The organism is Halomonas sp. G11 (genome assembly GCF_001663515.1).
Lineage (GTDB): Bacteria > Pseudomonadota > Gammaproteobacteria > Pseudomonadales > Halomonadaceae > Vreelandella.
Genome location: NZ_LYXG01000019.1, coordinates 77,326 through 93,363 on the forward strand (window position 1 = coordinate 77,326; position 16,038 = coordinate 93,363).

Consider the following 16,038-nt stretch of genomic DNA (forward strand, 5'->3'; position numbering starts at 1 on the left):
TCTTAACTAGCAAGCTGATTGGCGGCACCCCATGGGTGCCGTTTTTTTATTCACGAATGGTTGTCTTAATAACGGCGTTGGCGAGTTCTATACAGCAAGTAAACGAAAAAGGGCGCACCAATACCGGAAACGAAAATGCCTGCTGGCAGGTCACGGGGTAAAAAGGCCACCCGTCCTAGCAGGTCGGCGTTGAGCACGATCAATGCCCCGATCAAGCCGGATGTCGGTACCAACCTGACAAAGTGACGGCCCACCAGCTTGGCGGCTATATGAGGGGCCATCAAGCCAACAAAGCTCAAGCCACCCGCAAAGGCAACGGCAGCGCCTGCCAGTGCCACGCTACAGGTCATCAGTATCAGGCGGCTTCTGAGCAGGTTTATCCCGAGTCCTTGGGCGACTAAATCACCCAGCGCCATGGTATCGAGCTGCCTTGCGTAGCCAAGGCATAGCGGAACCGCAACCAGCAACCAGGGCAGCATGCCCGCTACATCCTGCCATTGGGCGGCATAAAGGCTGCCGGTGAGCCACACGTAGGCCACCATGGCGGCCGCGTCATCGCTGATCACGATCAATAGCGTCGTTGCCGCGCCCATGGCGGCGGAAAGCCCGATGCCCACCAGCACCATCCGCGAAGGGCTGACGCCGCCTTTCCAGGCCAGAAAGAACACTAGCAACGCGGCACAAAACGCGCCGCTCAAGGCAGCAAGCGGGAGCCATTGGCTGCCTAGATAGGTACTTAACAGGCTCAGAAACACGACCGCTGCCAGCGAGGCACCACTCGTTATGCCGATAACATCAGGCGAGGCGAGCGGGTTGCGCACAATGCCCTGAAGAATCGCGCCAGCAATCGCCAGCGCGGCACCCACCAAAACGGCCAGCACGATACGCGGCAAACGCAGCTCCCAGATAATAAACGTAATATCGCTTTTTTGCGGTGAAACGAGTGCGTGCAGTACGTTTGCAAACGGTGTCGGAAAACTGCCCAGGCTGAGCGATATCCCCATATTGACGACCAGAAGCAGCGCAAGCAGCCCGGTGATGGCCCAAAAACGATCACTCGTCAGGTTGTGTTGCTGTTGCAAAACACTGGAAGAGGTCATCATTGGGCCTGCTGTCGCCGCGCCAGATAGATAAAGAAGGGCGTGCCAATCAGGGCGGTCATCACGCCGACGGGAATCTCCTGAGGCGGCATCAAAACGCGCGATGCGATATCGGCCAACAGCAGCAAACTCGCCCCCAGTAGCGCGCAGGCGGGTACTAGCCAGCGGTGGTCGACGCCAAACAGGCCACGCGCCATGTGCGGCACGATCAACCCCACAAAGCCGATCATACCCGCCAGTGCCACCGAGCTTCCCGCCAGCAGAATCACTATCAGGCCAAGTAACAGCTTGATGGTGCCTGCCCGCATCCCGAGCCCCGCGACCATGTCGTCTCCCAGCATGAGGGCGTTGGCGTGTCTTACCAGCAAACCACACAGCAACAGGGCAAAGCCGAACAGCGGGAGCAGGGGCGCCACCAGTGAAAGTTCCCGGCCCGCGACGGAACCGGCCAGCCAATACAAGACGCTTTCGAAGCTTTGCTGGTCGAGTATCAATAGCCCCTGGCTGAACGACACAAACATGGCGGTAACGGCCACGCCCGCAAGCAATACGCGTAGCGGGGGAAGTTCCCCCTGACGGCCGCGGCTGAGGACGACCACCAATCCGGCAGCAACCAGGGCGCCCAATAATGCTGCCCAAACATAGCTCGCAGGCGTATGCAGCGGTAGTAACGAGACGGCGACGACGACAAAAAACATCGCCCCGGCGTTAATCCCCAGAATGCCGGGGGAGGCCAAAGGATTGCGTGTCAGGGTCTGCATCAGCGCCCCGGCAATGGCTAAACTTGCCCCCACCAGGGCGGCGATCACCGCGCGGGGCAAGCGTTCGGTGCGCAGGACAATATGGGCCACCTGCGTTGGGTCGTAGTCACTCAGAGAGGTCAACAAGGCGGCTAGCGGTATATCGGTAGGGCCCGACATGAGGCTGGCGATAAAGGCGGTCAGCATGAGTATCCCGCCCGTGCATAGCCCCGCGACTTTGGCAGCTTGCCCGCTCAGCATCGAACGGGCTCCATGTTGTCGTTCAGACGTGCGCGGCATGAGCGCGACGATTGAGATGGCGAAGGCGTGAGGTCGTAATGGGTATAAAGATCATCCAGCATCGCATTGGCGGCCAGAATGCCGCCGCCCATGATCCAGTTCACCGTATCGACTTCAAACACACGGTCGTTTTGTACCGCGTCCAGTCGCTGCCATAGGGGGTGTGACCTCCAGTGGCGGTAGTTCTCCATGATGGCCGGGTCGTCGGGCTCCAGTATCACAAAAATGACGTCGGCGTTGATGACGGGAATGTTTTCCTCGCTGGTCAGCTTCATTCCCCAGCCCTGGGCCTTGAGTGCGTCAGGCTGTTGAAAGCCCAGCTCGCTTAAAATCGAGCCGGCAAACCCCGACGAATAAAGGCGCAGGTGGTCACTCTTGAAACGTGCCACGGCGGCCTTTTGAGGCCAGGCCAGGCCCGAACGACGCATTTTATGGCGAAAATCCGCCACACGCTGATCCCACTCTCTGAGTAAGCGGCGGGCACGGTTTTCCCGGCCGGTCGCCTCAGCGATCAGTGAAAGGCTTGCTTTGAAATCGAACACCGGGCCAGCCACGACGGTGGGTGCCGTTTTCTCGAGTATCGGAAGCACCCGCTCATGACGAAAACGGGTGGCGACGATAAGGTCCGGATCAAGCCAGGCAATCTTCTCCAGATTGGGCTGGGTTTCCAGGCCCACGTAGTCGACATCGGAAAGGGCATCGCGCAGGTAGCGGTACATGGGTTTTTCCAGCCAGGACTCGACAACGCCGACCGGGGTGATGCCGAGCGCCACGGCGCTGTCAGTCGCGCCTTGATAAAGGGTGACAATGCGTTGTGGCGTAGAAGGAAGGGGCACGTCAGTATCATCAACGCTTGGTTGGGCGTCTTGAAGGCCCTGCGCGGCGCAGATATTAACGCCGAGCAATAGCATGCCGAGCAGCCATAGCGGCATGCAACGGTTAGGTGGATGGCACGTCATTCCAGCTTCCTGATGGCCGCAGTTTTCAAGGAGCCCATGCGGGGAGAGAAAGCTACGAATGATGGCATGATGCAGAGTCTAATACAAATCGTTATCAATTGTGGCTTCTGCTTTACTGCCCGCTATCTTTCTTGAAGCGATGCGGTACCATGCTGCGCCTGGTTCGCTTTCTCTATAAGGCATTATTGGCATGAACACATCCCCTTTTCAGGCGCTGGCCTGCCCGTTAGATGGTAAGCCACTGACACCGTCAGATAGCGCATGGTGCTGCCCGGCGGGTCATAGCTTCGACATTGCCAAACAAGGCTATGTGAACCTGCTGCCGGTTCAGCAAAAGCGCTCCAGCGATCCTGGCGATAGCAAGGCGATGGTGGCTGCGCGGCGTCGGTTTCTGGAGGCGGGTCACTATCAGCCGATTGCCGAGGCGGTGAGCCGGGCGGTGTTCGACCACGCAGAACAAAAATTACCTCGCGATACGTTGTTCAGTTGCCTGGATGCCGGCTGTGGTGATGGCTACTACCTCCGGGAGTTAGCCAATGCGGCGGCGAGCCTGAAGTCGCTTGCATTAATGGGGCTGGATATTTCCAAATGGGCCGTGCAGGCGGCGGCTAAGCAGCATAATAAACAGCAACCGCACAACCGTTGGGTGGTGGGCAGCAATGCCAACCTGCCGGTTCAGAGCGGGGCGCTCGATGGTGTGCTTTGCATGTTTGGTTTTCCGGTCTTTGACGAGTTCGCGCGGGTACTCAAACCAGGCGGCCTGCTGCTACAGGTCGAGGCGGGGTCGGATCATCTGCGTGAATTGCGCGATATTATCTACCCGACGTTAAAACCGGAGCGGGCAAGTGATGCTGAACCGCCAGCGGGTTTCGCGTCGCTGGGTTCAGAGACGGTGCGCTATACCCTTGCGCTTGACGATGCAGAGACGATTGCCGATTTGCTGGTGATGACGCCGCATTTTTACCGTGCCACCACTGAAGGCCGCAAGAAGGCCGCTGCACTTGGGGAGATAACCTTGACGGTAGACGTGCGCTTGGTGCGGTGGGAGCGCCTTTAAAGGCGATTTTCATTGATGCCAAACGCAACAAGACCCGCCTAAGCGGGCCTTGTAGTCCAAACCTCGGAAGGTTCGGGCAAACTGCTAACGGATGTTAGGAAGTTTGCTTGATGTTTGAAGCTTGTAGGCCTTTCTTGCCTTGGGTAACGTCAAAAGAGACGCTAGCGCCTTCTTGCAGAGATTTGAAGCCGTCGGCTTGAATCTCGGAGAAGTGGGCAAAAAGGTCGTCGCCGCCGTCAGAAGGAGCGATGAAACCGAAGCCTTTAGTGTCGTTAAACCATTTAACTGTGCCAGTTGCCATGATGTAGATCCTTTCGCGCAAAAGCGCCTTAATTAAGTTCCTGGTATTACCCAGATTTAAGTAGCGGGTGAAACAAGGAATACAATGTCAGGCTGCCGAAATAGATCGTACACTTCTGAAACCATGCTGCTTGCTAACCACTGACGACACATTGCCATGGATCGTTTTGGGTGTCAAAACCTTTCAGGTTTTATTTTTCTAAACCCCATGGCGCTTATTGGTTATTGCCAGCCCATTTTCCACACGCTGTCATCTCTCAAGTGCTGCCACGGCATGACCGTTTCCCGGTGGGAATAGATCGCTTCCACGACAACGTCCACGACGTTCTCATCCTCATCCCGGATCAGTTGGGTAACCATGAAGTGCTTTTCTTTGTTACGCGGCTGAACCGCCGTCCATTTGCTATGGTGCAGCTTGCTCGGATTGATCGTGTTCATTCGTGCTCCAGGTTACCGACGTATTCAGGGCAAATATCGCTATGCCACACTGATATAATAATGAGCGTGCTTATAATGTTAGCATTGCGAACATATTCAATCCTGTAAAGGACATCCAATGAATCGCATATGGAAAGCCTATTCTCAGGCGTCGTTGATTTTACGCGTCACCATCGCGCTGGTGCTGGGTGTCGTGGTCGGGCTTGTGGGTGGAGAAACAGTGGCTGCCTGGCTGGCGCCACTGGGCGATCTGCTCCTGCGGCTGTTGACGTTCCTGATTGTGCCCATTGTGCTGTTTACCCTGATGGTGGGCGTGAACCAGTCCCGGGAGGGCAGTGCGGGCCGCATCGGTGGCAAGGTGCTCGGCTATTACCTGGCGTCGTCGGCACTGGCGATTATGGTGGGTTTGAGCGTTGCGACGCTGTTCAGCCCAGGCAGCGGCATGACGCTGGACGACGATGCCAGTTTCTCGGTGCCGGACAATCCGGGCGTTGTCGATACGCTGCTCAATATCGTGCCGAACAATATTATCGGCGCCTTTTCCGAGCTCAATATGCTGGGGATCATCTTTACGGCGCTGGTATTCGGCATCGCGCTGCTGAAAATGCGCCAGTCAGCGCGCCAGCATGCCATGGGCGAGCGGCTGTATGAGGTGATCGAGTCGCTGAACGAGGTCACCTTGAAAGTCATGTCGGGGGTCTTGCATTACGTTCCCATCGGCGTCTTTGCGATTGTTGCCGAAACGGTGAGCCGCCAGGGCCTGGAAACGCTGCTGTCATTGGGCGATATGGTCGTTGTGCTCTACATCGCGCTGGCGGCGCATCTGTTGATCTACTGCGGCATCATGAGCCTGTTCGGGGTAAAACTGCGCGCTTTCTTCCGCGAAGCGCGCACGCCGATGCTCACGGCGTTTGCCACCCAGAGTAGTTCCGGCACCTTGCCCATTACGGTCAATGCCGCCCGTCGCTTGGGAATTTCCAAAAGTATTTATGGTTTCAGCCTGCCGTTGGGGGCTACCTTGAACATGGATGGCGCGGCAATTCGTATCGCCATTTCGGCGGTCTTTGCCGCCAATGTGATCGGCGCGCCGCTGGACTTTATCAGCATGGTGCAGATTGTGCTGATCGGTACCCTGGTGTCGATTGGCACGGCCGGGGTACCGGGTGCAGGCATCATCATGATTGCCACTGTATTTGCCCAGGTGGGGCTGCCGATTGAAACCGTTGCGCTTTTGACCGCTATCGATGCCCTGGTCGGCATGGGGTGTACGGCGCTCAACGTCACGGGCGACCTGGTGGGCACCTCTGTTATTGCGCGTAGCGAAGGCGAGTCGTTAAGTGAAGAACCCGCTGACGAAACGACAGCAGCGGCGGCAAAGGGGTAGCTTGGAAAACCACGCAAGTTGAGGAGAGCCCATGTTGGATGAGCGAGAGCAGCGCTACCTGGCACGCGCCGTGGCGCTTGCCGAAGAAGCCCTGAAGGCTGGCGATGAGCCCTTTGGCAGTGTGCTTGTCAGTGGCGATGGTGAGGTGCTGGCTGAAGATCGCAACCGGATTGCTGGCGGCGACTCTACCCAGCATCCCGAATTCGCCCTGGCACGATGGGCGGCCCAGCATATGACGCCAGAGGCGCGAGCGGAGGCCACGGTGTTTACCTCCGGCGAGCATTGCCCGATGTGCGCAGCGGCGCATGGCTGGGTGGGGCTGGGGCGTATCGTCTACGCCAGTTCCTCGGCGCAGTTGGGTGCTTGGTTGGCCGAGCTGGGCGTGGCACCGCCGCCGGTGGCAACCCTGCCTATTCAACAGGTGGTGCCAGGCCTTCCAGTGGAAGGGCCGGTCGATGGGTGGGATGAAAAAGTACACGCCTTGCATCTGCGGCGACATGACACTGTTCGCTAGGCATAAAAAAACCGCCTGAGCGCATGCTCAGGCGGTTTTGAGTTACCTGGGAAAAGCTAGTGCTTCAGTATCACATAAAACGCATGGATGATGCCGGGCACGAAACCAAACAGCGTCAAGAGGATGTTAAGCCAGAAATGTCCTTTAAAACCCACCTCAAAAAATACGCCGAGGGGCGGTAAAATGACCGCAAATATCATCTTGATCGGGTCAGTCGCAGTAAACGCCATGAAGCCTCCTTTGCTTTCTGGGTAATAGCTCTATCAAGCACTTTCACGCAAGTGCGGTTACGGAAATGTAACGAGAGCTTTTTCAACTGTAGACATCACCAGCACTTCTAGCGAGGCCAACGGTCGGTTATGACGTGTGCCATAAGAAATCGTTCCATCCAGTCATGCAGCATTGTTGTACACACTCTTTTGATGCCCCGGGAGGGACCCCCTGTGAAAAGACTCACCACCACCTCGGTTTGCTTGGCCAGCTGCTTGCTAACCCCTTCAGTCTGGGCACAGCCCAATGACACAGAAATGGCAACGATTGAGGTCACTGCGCCCCGGTTGGCCCGCGAGCTTTATGCAACCCCCGCGGCCGTCTCAACGCTTGAATCGGATGCCATTGCCCAGGGGCAGCAGCGCGTTCGGCTGGATGAATCGCTGGTAGGGGTGCCCGGCGTGTTCTTGCAAAACCGCGATAATTTCGCCCAGGGCCAGCGCATCTCGATTCGTGGCTTTGGCGCCCGCGCGCCGTTTGGCGTGCGCGGCATCACGGTCATGGTCGATGGTATCCCTTATACGCTGCCGGACGGCCAGGCCCAGCTCGATGCGATTGACCTGGACAGCGCCGAGCGCATCGAAGTGATTCGCGGCCCGTCGTCGGTGCTCTATGGCAACGCGGCAGGTGGGGTGATCGATGTGACCACCGCCGATGGCCGCGATAACCCCGGCTCGAGCCTGCGCGCCGAGGCAGGCAGTGATGGCTACCGTAAAACGTCCCTGCAAACCGGGGGAAGCCAAGGCGACTGGTCGCACCACGTTAGCCTCTCGGCACTCAATGTCGATGGTTATCGCGAGCAAAGCTCGACGGAAAAGTACCTGTTGAATGCCAAGCTTCGACGGGAGCTGGGCAGCGAGCGGGCGTTGACCGCCATCGTCAACCTGTTGGACAACCCGCGCTCGGAGGATCCCGGTGCCTTGAACGCGGATGAAGTAGCGGAAGGCCGTGATCAGGCCGCGCCGAATTCGCTGGCGCTGGATGCAGGACAAAACGTGGACCAGCAACTGCTGGGGTTACAGTACGAAGACCTGGCCGCCGGCCCCGGCGAGTTATACCTCAAGGGGTTTATCTCCCAGCGGGATTTTGAGCAGCAGTTGCCGTACGTCGGTGACAGCCGCATCGGCTACCAGCGGGATTACCTGGGGGCGAGCGCCGAGTACCACCATGAGGTGACCTTGGGGGATCTGCCGCTGAGTTATATCGCAGGCGTCGAGGTAGCCCGGCAGGATGACGAGCGCTTCCGCAAGGATGTGAACCCCCAGGGCGTCGTCGGTGAGCAGTTGGCTGAAGAAACCCAAACGGCCACCTCGACCGGCGCCTTCGTCCAGGGCGACCTGGCCATGACCGAGAAGTTGACCCTTTCCTTGGGCGCACGCTTTGATCAGGTGGAATTAGAGGTGGATGACCGTTATAAGGACGACGGCGACCAGAGCGGCGACCGCCGCTTTAATGAGTGGAGCGGCTCGGCGGGGCTGAGTTATCGCTACCGTCCCCAACATCAGGTCTACGTGAATACCGGCACCGCCTTTGAAACACCGACGTTTTCGGAGTTTGCCAACCCCCAAGGCGGCGGCTTCAATGCGGCGATTGAGCCGCAAAAAGCCTGGAACCGTGAAGTGGGTGCCCGCGGCTATCTGGCGCCGCTGGCGTTGGATTACGACCTGACGCTGTTTTCGGTGCGCGTGCGCGATGAGCTGGTGCCGTATGACGAGGGGGATCGCACTTTCTACCAAAACGCCGGTGATACCGACCGCGATGGTATCGAACTGGCGCTGGGCTGGCAGTTTGCCGACCAATGGCGACTGGATAGCGCCTTGACGCTGGCGCGCTACGAGTTTGATCGCTTCTCTACCCCCACAGAGCGCTTTGGGGGCAATCGTATCCCCGGTTTGCCGGAGCAGACCTGGGTCAACCAATTGACCTGGGAAGGGCGCGATGATCGCTTTGCCACGCTGGAAACCCAGTATACAGGCGACATGGTGGCCGATAATGCCAACGAGACAGAGGTTGATGACTACTGGCTGTTGAACCTGCGCGCGGGCAATGGCTGGCACCTGGGGGAGGATACCCGACTCAACGCTTATGTCGGGGTACGCAACCTGCTTGACGAAGAGCACTACGCCAACGTGCGTTTAAATGCAGGTTTCGGCCGCTACTACGAGCCCGCGCCGGGGCGCAGTGTTTATGGTGGGGTAGAAGTCAGTTTTTAAAGGGCCAAGCATTGAGGCAAAAAACGGGCGGTCCTCGGTCATCGAGGCCGCCCGTGTTCGTCAGGGATACCCGAAATTACTCCGGTAGCGCGTAGCCAATCACGTAGTCACCCATTTGGGTACCGAATGTGCCGTGGCCACCGGCCGTTACCACCACGTACTGGCGGCCGTCTTCCCCGGTGTAGGTCATGGGTGTCGCCTGGCCACCTGCGGGCAGGCGAGCCTTGAACAGCTCTTCACCGGTGGTGATATCGTAACCGCGCAGGTACTGATCCAGCGTACCGCTCAGGAACGACACCCCGCCACCGGTCGTCAGCGGGCCGCCAAGGGCTGGCACGCCTACTTCAAAGCCAATCGGCAAGTCGAAGGGCATGCTGTCCCGGGTGGTGCCATTACGATGCTTCCAGGCTATTTCGGCTTCCTGCAGGTCGATACCTGCCACATCACCCCAGGAGGGCGCTTGGCAGGGCAGGCCGAGCACCGACAGTAGCGGCCCCAGTTTGACGGCGTAGGGCGCACCGGCATTGACCTGCAGCCCCTGTTCGCTGGCCGAGCCCTGGCCCTCTTCGACCTCTTCACGGGGAACCAGCGTCGAGACAAAGGCCAGGTACTTGGCGCCGGTGAACAGCGCCTGGCGTTCGGGGTCAACCGCGACACCGCCCCAGTTCATCACGCCGACATTGCCCGGGTAGACAATGCTGCCCTCAAGCGAGGGCGGTGTGTACTGGCCATCGTAGCGTAGTGAATTGAACTGAATGCGACACATCATCTGGTCAAACGGTGTGGCGCCCCACATGTCGCTTTCGGTGAGCGGCTCCGGCAGCAGGTTAAGTTCGGAGCGCGGCTGCGTCTCGGCGGTCCAGTCGCCTTCAACGGCGCCCAGTGGGGCCGGGACTTCCTCGATGGGCACGATCGGCTCGCCGGTTTCGCGGTTCAACACGTAAAGGCTGCCCTGCTTGGTCGGCTGAACGACCGCTGGCTGGGTGCCGTTCTCGGTGGCGAGGTCAATCAGCACCGGCTGGGCGGGGGTGTCCATATCCCAGAGATCGTGGTGGACAAACTGGTAGACCCACTCGACCTGACCCGACTTAAGGTCGAGGGCTACCAGCCCGGCGCTGTAGGTCTCGTCGTTGGCGCTTCGGTTGGCGCCGTACTGGTCGGGTGTGGCATTGCCCATGGGCAGATAGACCATGCCCAGGTCTTCATCGACGCTGATCGGTGCCCAGACATTGGGCGAGTTGCGGGTGTAGGTTTCACCGGCGTCCAGCGGCTCGGTGTGGTGGGGGTTGCCGCTGTCCCAGTTCCAGACCAGCTCACCGGTGTGCACGTCAAAGGCGCGGATCACGCCGGAGGGTTCATCGGTGGAGCTGTTATCGGTGACGTGGCCGCCGAGGATAATCAGGTTCTCGGTTACCGTGGGGGGCGAAGTAGAATAGTAGCCGCCGGGGTCAAAGTCGCCGATATTGCGCGTCAGGTCGACGTCACCGTCATTGCCAAAGGCTGCGCAGCGCTCGCCGGTATCCGCATTTAGCGCAATCAGGCGCGCATCGGCGGTAGGCAGGTAGAGCCTGCGCGGGCACATCACGTCAGCGGCACTTGGCATACGGGGCGCGACGCCATCCCCGGCGTCGCTGCCTGGGTTCATGAAGAGTAGAAACGCCAGGTCAATATCAAAGGCATCGCGATCGAACAGTTCAGCCGTCTGGCGGGTGCCATCCGTCTTGTTGGCGCCAGTCTCGCGGGTGTTGTTGCTATCGGCATAGCTACCGGCATCGTAATAGGCGAGGCCGCGGCAGGTCATATGCGCCCAGCCGGAGAAATCATCCGCGCCCATGGTGCTGATCTCCGGGTCGAAGGACCAGTTGGTCTCGCCGGTTTCCGGGTCCAGCGACATCGCACGGCTGTGCGAGGTGCAGATGTAAAGGCTATCGTTCACCTTGAGCGGTGTGTTCTGGTTGGTGATTTCCGGCGGCGCGTTAGGGCCTGCCTCGTCGCCGGTCTGAATGCGCCAGACTTCTTCCAGTTCGCCGATGTTGTCCGGCGTGATCTGATCAAGGCTGGAGTAGTGCGTGCCCGCGTTGGTGCCGCCATAGGCGGGCCAGTCGTCACCGGCCACCTGAGCCGGGTTGACGGTCTCCTGATGGTCGCTGCGCTGGGTATCGAGGGTGCCTTCAACGGTGTCCGGGTCGTCAAGCTGACTGGCCAGGGCGACGCCAATCGAGGCGATGACGGCCAGGCCAAGCACCACGCTACCGCCGCGGGAATTGAGGGGTTTTCGCCACCAAGGCAGGAGCAGCACAATGCCGATCAAACAGGGAATGGCCACCCGGGGGACAAGCTGCCACCAGTCCAGGCCGACTTCCCACAGCGCCCATCCCAGGGTGGCGAATAAAACCAGCGCGTAGAGCCACAAGGCGGCTCCCTTGCGCAGGGCCAGCAATACGCCGCTGGTGATAATGGCAATACCCGCTATCAGGTAATACGCACTGCCCCCCAGGCTAAGCAGCTTGCCGCCGCCAATCGCCAGGGCGAGGCCCGCGATGATGAGCAGTAGGCCAAGTAAGATAGCGGGCCATTTTGCCCGCTTGCGGTCTTCCATGAAGGTTCCCCTTTTCGTGAATCCTGGATCGCCGTGCGAACCCCGACATTAATTTTTAAGCGGCTGAATCTTAGCGCGCTAATTATTTTAAGAGTCAATACACCAATGGTCTAGAGAATTCGTGTATTTCTCAACAGCATTAGTCACAAGGGAAAAGAAAAAGCCGCGCTGGTAGGCCAGGCGCGGCTTAAATACACAAGAGGGAGTGACGTTCAATGCAGCATCAATTCAACTTGACCAGCATCTTGCCGGTATTGTCGCCATCGAACAGCGCCAGAAACGCATCGGGGGTGTTTTCCAGCCCTTCTTTGACGGTTTCTTTGTAGTCGAGTTTGCCGGCGACGACCTGGGGGGCGACTTCCTTGAGGAAGTCCGGGTAATGTTGCCAATGATCCGTCACGATGAAGCCCTGCATTCTCGCTTTGCGCACCACAAGCTGGGCCAGGTTGCTGGGGCCGGGTATCGGTGTTCTGGCGTTGTAGCTGTCAATCATGCCGCAGACCGCAATCCGTGCGCCCTCGTTCAACTGGCTTAGCGCCGCTTCCAGGCAGGTGCCACCGACGTTTTCAAACACCACGTCAATGCCTTTGGGGCTGGCCAGCTGGATGGCATTGCCAAGCTCTTCGGCGCTCCGGTCACGGTAGCTCACGGGTTCGATATGCAGCGATTCCAGCCAGGCGAGCTTGTTGGCCGCGCCCGCGATGCCCACCACGTGGCAGCCTTTTGCTTTCGCCAATTGCACCGCCAGTGAGCCGACGGCACCGCTGGCGGCACTGACCAGAACGTTATCGCCAGGCTGACAGTTGGCTATCCGGTTAAGCCCTGTCCAGGCGGTCATGCCCGGCATTCCCAACACGCCCAGGTAGGCCTGTTCGTCCACGCCAAAGTCCGGCAGCACTTGAACACTCTCGGAGGAAATCTGTGCAATATCGCGCCAGCCGCCCATATGGCCGACCAGATCGCCTTCTTTCAGGCGCTCGTCACGCGATGCAATGACTTCGCCAACGGCACCGCCTTCCATGGGCTTGCCCAGCTCAAACGGCGGCACGTAAGTGTACAGGCCGGTCATTCGGCCGCGCATGTAAGGATCTACCGAAAGCCAATGGTTGCGGATGCGGACTTCGCCGGGGGCGAGCTCCGGGAGCGTTTGGGTTTCCAGTTGAAAGAGTTCGCGTTCGGGGCGACCTTCCGGATAACGGCTTAGCGTAAAAAAGCGAGACTGCATGGTGCCTCCAGCGACGATGTTCTTTAAAGCGGTGTTCTTCAAAGCAGTGCTCTTGAAACGGTGTTTTGAATAACGTTCCGTGTTGTTTAAAGACCGTTAGCGTGCTTGATAGTTTCGTCGCGAATCCTGGCAAAGGACGCACAAAAAAACAACGGGCGCTTGAGCGCCCGTTGATGCGAATGCAGTAGATCGTGGTAGGGTGTCGCTAGTTCAGCAGCGTCACCATGACCGGTGCGACGCCGCGCTTCAGCATGCCCAACTCACGCGCTGCGCTTTTGGACAGATCAATGATACGCCCTTGCACATAAGGGCCGCGGTCATTGATCAGGACCTCGACTTCTTGTCCGGTATCCGGGCGTTTTACCAGCACCTTGCTTCCAAAGGGAAGGCTTGGGTGCGCGGCGGTCAGCGCCTTTTGATCAAAGGCGTCACCACTGGCGGTGGTTGCGCCTTGAAAGCGGTCGCTGTAGAAGGATGCAACGCCGCGCTGTGTATCGGCTGGTGTCCCGTGTGCCAGAGCGCTATTCACTGCCGTGGTGAATACGGCTATGGCAAAGCAAAAACTCAATAACGTGTGTTTGATAGCTCCCATAGGAGTACCTCAGTGTGTCGTGTCGCGGGTTTCGCATTCATCGATGAGGTGCCAATCTGGCTATTGGATAGTAACGCTGGACCTTATTCTGGGCAAGCTTTTAGACGATCGGCGCCATTGGCCTCATGTTGGCCTCTCTTGTGTATAATATCTGGCGCCTTTTAATTCAGCGGCTTATCCCGGGCCGTTGTTAACACCGAGGCTGTAAAAAAGCGAAACCGGATGAGACTGCCAACCCAATGGCGGCGATTATGCGCTTATAATGCCGGTTTGAACCCGACGATATCTATCTGCCACAAGATCAAGGATTGCTCATGGCTAAATCTTCTCCGCTTGGTTATCTGCTTGTCGCCGTTGGCGGCGGTGTTATCGGCTTTTTGGCGGCACAGGCCATTACGCTCAATATACCGTCTGAGCTAACACCCGATTCTCAAACCGACCAGGACACTGCTGAGTCGAGCCGTTTGGCAGGTCTTGAGCGCGTTACCTTGGGGGAGCGCTTGAGAGGGGAGGTGACCTCTGAAAGTGCGCTCAACGGCAATGATGGCAGCCGTTTCGAGCGCTATGTCATCGCGCTGGATGAAGACGATTTGGTAGAGGTATCGCTTGCGGGAGCTCTCCAAGGCGTGGTGGCGCTCTATGATGACCAGCTTCAACTGCTGGGTAGCGCCGAGGTATTGCGCCAGCGCATCGAGCAAAGCGGCGACTACATGCTGGTGGTCAGTGGTGCAGACGCCCAAAGCTACGGCCCTTTCACCCTTGAAAGCCGTCGCCTTGAGCTCAGCGATACGGACACCCTGGCGTTGGATACGCCGCTGGATAGCTGGCTTCAGAGCGATGAGCGTGACTATACGTTCACGATTGAAGAGGCGGGCATGTACGACATTGACATGCGTTCCGATGAATTCGACGCCTACCTGGTGCTGGAAGGACCCAATGGCTACTACCGCGAGGATGACGACAGCGCGGGTAATCTGAATGCGCGTATCGCCGATTTTCTGGCGCCCGGCGAATACCAAGTGACAGCACGTTCGGCCTACGGCGACGGCGAAGGTGTCTTTACCCTGGCGCTGACGCCCCGTGAGTTGCCCAGCGATACTCAACTGCGTAATGCGGGTGAGTTGACCCCGGGCGAGTCGCTCAATGGCTGGTACAGCGGTGAGTCGTTGACCTATGAACTCACCCTAGACGAGACATCCAGCGTCACGCTCGACATGCGTTCCAGCGATTTCGATACGTATCTTGAGCTTGAGGGCAACGGCGTTGCGTTAAGCGATGATGACGGCGCAGGTGGCACGGACTCGCGAATCACCGAACAGCTGCTACCCGGTACCTACACGGTCACCGCCCGGGGCTACAGTCATACCGCCAGCGGTCTATTTGAGCTTAGTACTCGCGTTGAGCCAAGCGAGGGAGAGCCTCAGCTGTAAGCGGGATGTGCCTTGCATCAACGACCAGCTTTCAGACAGCCCACGACCACCAGGGCGCCAGCCACCGGCAGGCGCCAGTCCAGCGTGCTCATGCCGGCCAATACCAACAGCAGCGCTGCCAGAATGGGAACACCATAGGCGAGGCTGCCCACCAGGCTGGTATGCCCCCAGCGCAGCGCTTTATCCCAGGCCACCATGGCGATGCCGTAAGGGCCAAGGCCCAGCGCCATGCCGGTCAATACCGCTTCACTGCTGGGTAATGCAACCTCTCCTTCGAGTAGCGCACTCGCGGCCGCGGCTATTGCACAGGCAATCAGCAGTAAACGCGGCAGCAACGGCGTTAGCGGTACCGGTGCTACTTGGCTAAGCCAGGAATAAAGTGCCCAGCAGCAGGCGGCTAAAAGCGCCAGCGCATAACCGGTTAGCGCAGTGTCGCCCCCACCCCCAGACGTCTGCGGGATCAGCAGCAGGGCCGCACCGGAAAAGGCAATCAGTGCACCGACCAATCCGCCCATCCGCAAACGACCCAACCGGCTCCACTGGCTGAGCAGCACGAACAGCACCGGCCAGGTATAGGTGATCAATGCCGCTTCAGCCGCGGGGGCCAGCCGCATGCCGATAAAATACGTGCTGACGGCACCAATGATCAGCAGCGGAATACCCAGCCAAATGCTTAGCTGCCAGGTGTGGCCACAGCTGGCAACGTTAACCCGTCGACTCAGCGGAAGCGTTGCCAATGCGCCCGCCAGCAGCGTCAAGGCCGTGAGCTGAAGCGGCGGCGTGGCGCGGGCATAATCGGCCAGAAGGGGGGCGGCACTCCAGAGCATCACGGCCACCAGCGCCGCGCCAACACTGTAGCTACGTGGAAACACAACGAGTGGATTGACGGGATGCATGAGCGGTCTCCTGACTTGCCT

General features: G+C 58.8%; 15 protein-coding genes. 5 read left to right on the forward strand and 10 right to left on the reverse strand.

The features are described from left to right. Positions 1 to 65: 65 nt before the first annotated feature. Genes ADS46_RS10205 through ADS46_RS10215 form a run of 3 tightly spaced genes read right to left on the reverse strand, consistent with a single transcriptional unit; the run spans position 66 to position 3,099 of the window. On the reverse strand, positions 66 to 1,100 hold the full coding sequence (locus ADS46_RS10205; protein WP_066319649.1) for a FecCD family ABC transporter permease: 1,035 nt from the start codon (positions 1,098 to 1,100) through the stop codon (positions 66 to 68). Continuing rightward, positions 1,100 to 2,101 (reverse strand): FecCD family ABC transporter permease, encoded by a 1,002-nt coding sequence (locus ADS46_RS10210; protein WP_066319652.1) that lies wholly within the window; start codon positions 2,099 to 2,101, stop codon positions 1,100 to 1,102. The genes ADS46_RS10205 and ADS46_RS10210 overlap by 1 nt, the downstream gene beginning before the upstream one ends. Continuing rightward, positions 2,095 to 3,099: an ABC transporter substrate-binding protein gene (locus ADS46_RS10215; protein WP_234346807.1), complete on the reverse strand. Its 1,005-nt coding sequence runs from the start codon at positions 3,097 to 3,099 to the stop codon at positions 2,095 to 2,097. The genes ADS46_RS10210 and ADS46_RS10215 overlap by 7 nt, the downstream gene beginning before the upstream one ends. 190 nt (positions 3,100 to 3,289) lie before the next feature. On the opposite strand from ADS46_RS10215, the gene ADS46_RS10220 reads away from it, so the two are divergent. Continuing rightward, the gene (locus ADS46_RS10220) at positions 3,290 to 4,156 is read left to right on the forward strand and encodes a putative RNA methyltransferase (protein WP_066319654.1); all 867 of its coding nucleotides are present in this window, start codon (positions 3,290 to 3,292) and stop codon (positions 4,154 to 4,156) included. 94 nt (positions 4,157 to 4,250) lie between these two features. Here ADS46_RS10220 and ADS46_RS10225 read toward each other — a convergent pair whose 3' ends face one another. Together ADS46_RS10225 and ADS46_RS10230 are read right to left on the reverse strand one after the other, a co-directional pair. Then, on the reverse strand, positions 4,251 to 4,457 hold the full coding sequence (locus ADS46_RS10225; RefSeq protein WP_027336479.1) for a cold-shock protein: 207 nt from the start codon (positions 4,455 to 4,457) through the stop codon (positions 4,251 to 4,253). 221 nt (positions 4,458 to 4,678) lie between these two features. Then, entirely contained in the window at positions 4,679 to 4,894 is a 216-nt protein-coding gene (locus tag ADS46_RS10230) for a TIGR02450 family Trp-rich protein (RefSeq protein ID WP_066319656.1), read from the reverse strand. Positions 4,895 to 5,012: 118 nt separating this feature from the next. Here ADS46_RS10230 and ADS46_RS10235 point away from each other — a divergent pair, with 118 nt between their 5' ends. Together ADS46_RS10235 and ADS46_RS10240 are read left to right on the forward strand one after the other, a co-directional pair. After that, complete coding sequence (locus ADS46_RS10235; RefSeq protein WP_066319661.1) at positions 5,013 to 6,278, forward strand: dicarboxylate/amino acid:cation symporter; 1,266 nt, start codon at positions 5,013 to 5,015, stop codon at positions 6,276 to 6,278. A 31-nt stretch (positions 6,279 to 6,309) separates the two neighbouring features. Further along, positions 6,310 to 6,792: a nucleoside deaminase gene (locus ADS46_RS10240; RefSeq protein WP_066319663.1), complete on the forward strand. Its 483-nt coding sequence runs from the start codon at positions 6,310 to 6,312 to the stop codon at positions 6,790 to 6,792. Between the two features lie 56 nt (positions 6,793 to 6,848). Here the strand turns inward: ADS46_RS10240 and ADS46_RS10245 are convergent, their stop codons facing one another. Beyond that, positions 6,849 to 7,022 (reverse strand): YqaE/Pmp3 family membrane protein, encoded by a 174-nt coding sequence (locus ADS46_RS10245; RefSeq protein ID WP_066319665.1) that lies wholly within the window; start codon positions 7,020 to 7,022, stop codon positions 6,849 to 6,851. Positions 7,023 to 7,214: 192 nt separating this feature from the next. On the opposite strand from ADS46_RS10245, the gene ADS46_RS10250 reads away from it, so the two are divergent. Further along, on the forward strand, positions 7,215 to 9,275 hold the full coding sequence (locus tag ADS46_RS10250) for a TonB-dependent receptor family protein (protein ID WP_066319666.1): 2,061 nt from the start codon (positions 7,215 to 7,217) through the stop codon (positions 9,273 to 9,275). 76 nt (positions 9,276 to 9,351) lie between these two features. Here ADS46_RS10250 and ADS46_RS10255 read toward each other — a convergent pair whose 3' ends face one another. The 3 genes from ADS46_RS10255 to ADS46_RS10265 all read right to left on the reverse strand — a co-directional run bounded on the left by ADS46_RS10255 (position 9,352) and on the right by ADS46_RS10265 (position 13,691). Next, on the reverse strand, positions 9,352 to 11,874 hold the full coding sequence (locus ADS46_RS10255) for a glucose/quinate/shikimate family membrane-bound PQQ-dependent dehydrogenase (RefSeq protein WP_066319669.1): 2,523 nt from the start codon (positions 11,872 to 11,874) through the stop codon (positions 9,352 to 9,354). Between the two features lie 223 nt (positions 11,875 to 12,097). Beyond that, positions 12,098 to 13,099: an NADP-dependent oxidoreductase gene (locus ADS46_RS10260; RefSeq protein ID WP_066319670.1), complete on the reverse strand. Its 1,002-nt coding sequence runs from the start codon at positions 13,097 to 13,099 to the stop codon at positions 12,098 to 12,100. 205 nt (positions 13,100 to 13,304) lie between these two features. Then, the gene (locus tag ADS46_RS10265) at positions 13,305 to 13,691 is read right to left on the reverse strand and encodes a septal ring lytic transglycosylase RlpA family protein (protein ID WP_066319673.1); all 387 of its coding nucleotides are present in this window, start codon (positions 13,689 to 13,691) and stop codon (positions 13,305 to 13,307) included. 314 nt (positions 13,692 to 14,005) lie between these two features. On the opposite strand from ADS46_RS10265, the gene ADS46_RS10270 reads away from it, so the two are divergent. Further along, the gene (locus tag ADS46_RS10270; protein ID WP_066319675.1) at positions 14,006 to 15,121 is read left to right on the forward strand and encodes a hypothetical protein; all 1,116 of its coding nucleotides are present in this window, start codon (positions 14,006 to 14,008) and stop codon (positions 15,119 to 15,121) included. Positions 15,122 to 15,138: 17 nt separating this feature from the next. Here ADS46_RS10270 and ADS46_RS10275 read toward each other — a convergent pair whose 3' ends face one another. Continuing rightward, complete coding sequence (locus tag ADS46_RS10275) at positions 15,139 to 16,017, reverse strand: DMT family transporter (protein WP_066319677.1); 879 nt, start codon at positions 16,015 to 16,017, stop codon at positions 15,139 to 15,141. Positions 16,018 to 16,038: the final 21 nt, after the last annotated feature.